Origin of the sequence: Paraburkholderia caffeinitolerans (genome assembly GCF_902859945.1) — a bacterium.
Lineage (GTDB): Bacteria > Pseudomonadota > Gammaproteobacteria > Burkholderiales > Burkholderiaceae > Paraburkholderia > Paraburkholderia caffeinitolerans.
Genome location: NZ_CADIKL010000089.1, coordinates 1 through 2,608, shown reverse-complemented (window position 1 = coordinate 2,608; position 2,608 = coordinate 1). Strand labels below are relative to the sequence as shown.

The 2,608-nt window shown below is 58.5% G+C and carries 2 protein-coding genes and 2 pseudogenes; 2 read left to right on the top strand and 2 right to left on the bottom strand.

Annotated elements, in window-relative coordinates; genetic code table 11:
• Positions 1–110: 110 nt before the first annotated feature.
• Together HV773_RS36300 and HV773_RS36295 are read right to left on the bottom strand one after the other, a co-directional pair.
• Positions 111–872 (bottom strand): molybdate ABC transporter substrate-binding protein, encoded by a 762-nt coding sequence (locus HV773_RS36300; RefSeq protein ID WP_175198525.1) that lies wholly within the window; start codon positions 870–872, stop codon positions 111–113.
• 60 nt (positions 873–932) lie between these two features.
• Positions 933–1,529 (bottom strand): cupin domain-containing protein, encoded by a 597-nt coding sequence (locus tag HV773_RS36295; RefSeq protein WP_175198524.1) that lies wholly within the window; start codon positions 1,527–1,529, stop codon positions 933–935.
• A gap of 526 nt (positions 1,530–2,055) precedes the next feature.
• Here HV773_RS36295 and HV773_RS36290 point away from each other — a divergent pair.
• A pseudogene (locus HV773_RS36290) lies at positions 2,056–2,424 on the top strand (IS6 family transposase); the annotation flags it as partial.
• Positions 2,425–2,446: 22 nt separating this feature from the next.
• A pseudogene (locus HV773_RS36285) lies at positions 2,447–2,608 on the top strand (IS256 family transposase); the annotation flags it as partial.

The following is a 2,608-nucleotide window of genomic DNA, read 5'->3' as shown; positions in this document are numbered from 1 at the left end:
GCATCGCCGGCAGAAGCAGCCTCATGTTATCCGCAACCTGTTTCAGGAGAAGCATGTTCGCTACGCAGCTTGATCCAATATACGCACTATTTATTGAACTGGTCAGTAATTCACTCGGCACCGTTTGCGGCAAAAGTCTTCTTTGCCTGTGCTGACATCAGGAATTTGACGAACGCTTCGGCCGTCTCGCGTTGTGGCGTGTTCGCCATGATCACAGCGGTATACGTGAGCGTGCTCTGGAGATCGCCCGGAAGTGGACCAAGGAGCTTTATGCCGGGAGTCGTCGCGATAAGCGGAATCGTGCCCGCCACCAAGTCGTTGCCCTTGCCGTTCAGCACCGGTTCAAAAATCCCGGTGGGCGTGGTGCGAACAATCTTCGGCCTGAGTGTGTCCGCAATTCCAAGCCGCTGAATAGCGTTCGCAAATGCCTCCCCCGACTTGACACTGTTAAAGACGATGAGGTCTGCACCAAGCAAGGTATTCCTGAATTTATCGACCGTTGAAATGTCGTACGCCGGACCGTCCGTGCGGTTACCGAGACCGACGCCAACGTGAGCGATTATCGGTCGATCCCCGGCGCTTGCCTTGCCCGATTTCGTGAGATCCTCAGCAAAGTCCGGTTGGACGATAACAACGTCGGCCGCCTCGCCATCTTCAATCCTTTTCTTCACAGCGGGCGACGGTGCGAACACCAGGCTCACCTGGTTATGCGTCTTCTCGTGGTAAAGCGCAACGACCCTGCTCAACGCAGGCTCGAGGGGACTATCGCTCATGACCTTGATGTCGGCCGCCTGAACTGATGTCGCCGCGAGCATCGACAGGTAGCTGAACAGGAAGCCACCGAGACCGATGCGCAAAAGTTTTGCGTTCATGGATTCTGCTCCTGCTGATGGATGCCCGGCGTTGGCCAGGGTGCGCGCGTCAACCCACTGCTATGGGAACTTTGCGGGAGAAGAGAACGGCTTGGAGGCGTCGAGCACAAACATGACCAGGGCATGCAGATCCGTCGAACCACTGGCCGAGACCTGCATCGGGACGCCAGCGCCGTGGCCCGGCTCGACCTGGCCAGCGTTCACCACCATCACCCCGTCGGAAGTGCGAACCGTCTGCGCGCCGGTTAGCACGAAGAAAGTCTCGGAGCCCGGATGCGTATGCACGGGAGTCGTGCTGCCAGGAGCACCACTAGCCTCGTTGATCCTGAGGAGATATTGCGGCGCAGTGAACCGGGGAATCGGGCCAACTTCGGCCACCTTTGTGCCGCCTGCAGACGACCCACCTGCCGGGCCGAGCGTGAAAAGCCAGACCTTGCCCCCAGATTCGGCGACCAGCGACCAGTTGCCCGCAGCCGCCTGGGCCTGCCCGCGGTCTGTGAAACTCTCTATCCGCCAGAACAACTGCCCAGGCGGCAGCTCCGGAACCTTCTTTTCGGCTTGCGCTGCGATGCGTAGCGCAGTTTGCGCAACCGCTGCCGATGGCAGCCACGGTGCCAACGCCAGGCACAGGAGGAAACTGATCAGAAGTCGTTTCATGAGGACGCCGCCATTTACGTACTGACGCAAGCCGCTCCGGGCTTCAACTTGCGCAAACAAGCATCTGCTGCGCATGAAAAACATTAGTGCACGCCGCTCGGTATGGTCAGGCTCGTTTTCCCGCATCGGATGGAACACCCGACGTCGGCGATAGCTGCCGTGCCAACCCGCAAGATTCGGTCAATGGATAGCCATAATGCCGAATCTATTGGCTGCCAACGGATATCCCGGGCTACATGTGGTGCTCCTCGTCGGTTGGGTGACGCGATACGACCGCGTGAGCGTTGCCGTTCGAGGAAGCGAAAGCTGTTTTCTTCCGGAAATGAACCGTGTAGTTCCGTTCGCAAAATACGCCGCATGCTATGACGCGATGATCGGCGCGGCTCGTTGCTCATGGTTTCCCCCATTCCTGCGGGAACTAGCGATGCGGTGTGGCACCGTTGGCAAGGGCTTCAGGTATGCAAGGGTCCTGTCGCACTAACGCGGTGGAATAGAATCGGTCGAACCAAAACGCATGACGAGCATGATGGCGAAGACGAAGATGCCACCACGTAAGACGCTGCCTACTGGCATTGGCAGGGTACTGAAGCGACTGCACTATCCGCTGGATGTGATCCTGCTGTGCGTGCGCTGGTATGTGGCGTACTCGCTGAGCCTGCGCAACCTTGAGGAGATGATGGCCGAGCGGGGGATCGAGGTAGATCATTCGAGCGTGCACCGTTGGGTCATCAAGGTGCTGCCGGTGTTTGAAAAGGAATTTCGCCGTCGCAAGCGCCCGGTGGGTAGGAACTGGCGCGTCGATGAGACCTACGTCAAGATCTAGGGTCAATGGAAATATCTGTATCGCGCCGTCGACAAGGCGGCAATGGACCTATCCGGCATTTTGTGGGCGAGGCATATCATGAGAGGTAAAAATCATGGATATGCCGATGAAGAAGAAACGTACGGTGGCGTCTCAGGCAGCGGCTCGAGGGCCGCTGCCTGAACTGCCCAAGGCGCTGCTGGACGAACTGGTCAAGGGGCCGATGACGCCAGCCCAGGTGCAGGATCTGATGCTGGCGTTCAACAAGGCGGTCATC

Coding starts and splice junctions, on each gene's coding strand:
- HV773_RS36300 (WP_175198525.1), bottom strand. CDS start 872: ATGAACGCAAAACTTTTGCGCATCGGTCTCGGTGGCTTCCTGTTCAGC.
- HV773_RS36295 (WP_175198524.1), bottom strand. CDS start 1,529: ATGAAACGACTTCTGATCAGTTTCCTCCTGTGCCTGGCGTTGGCACCG.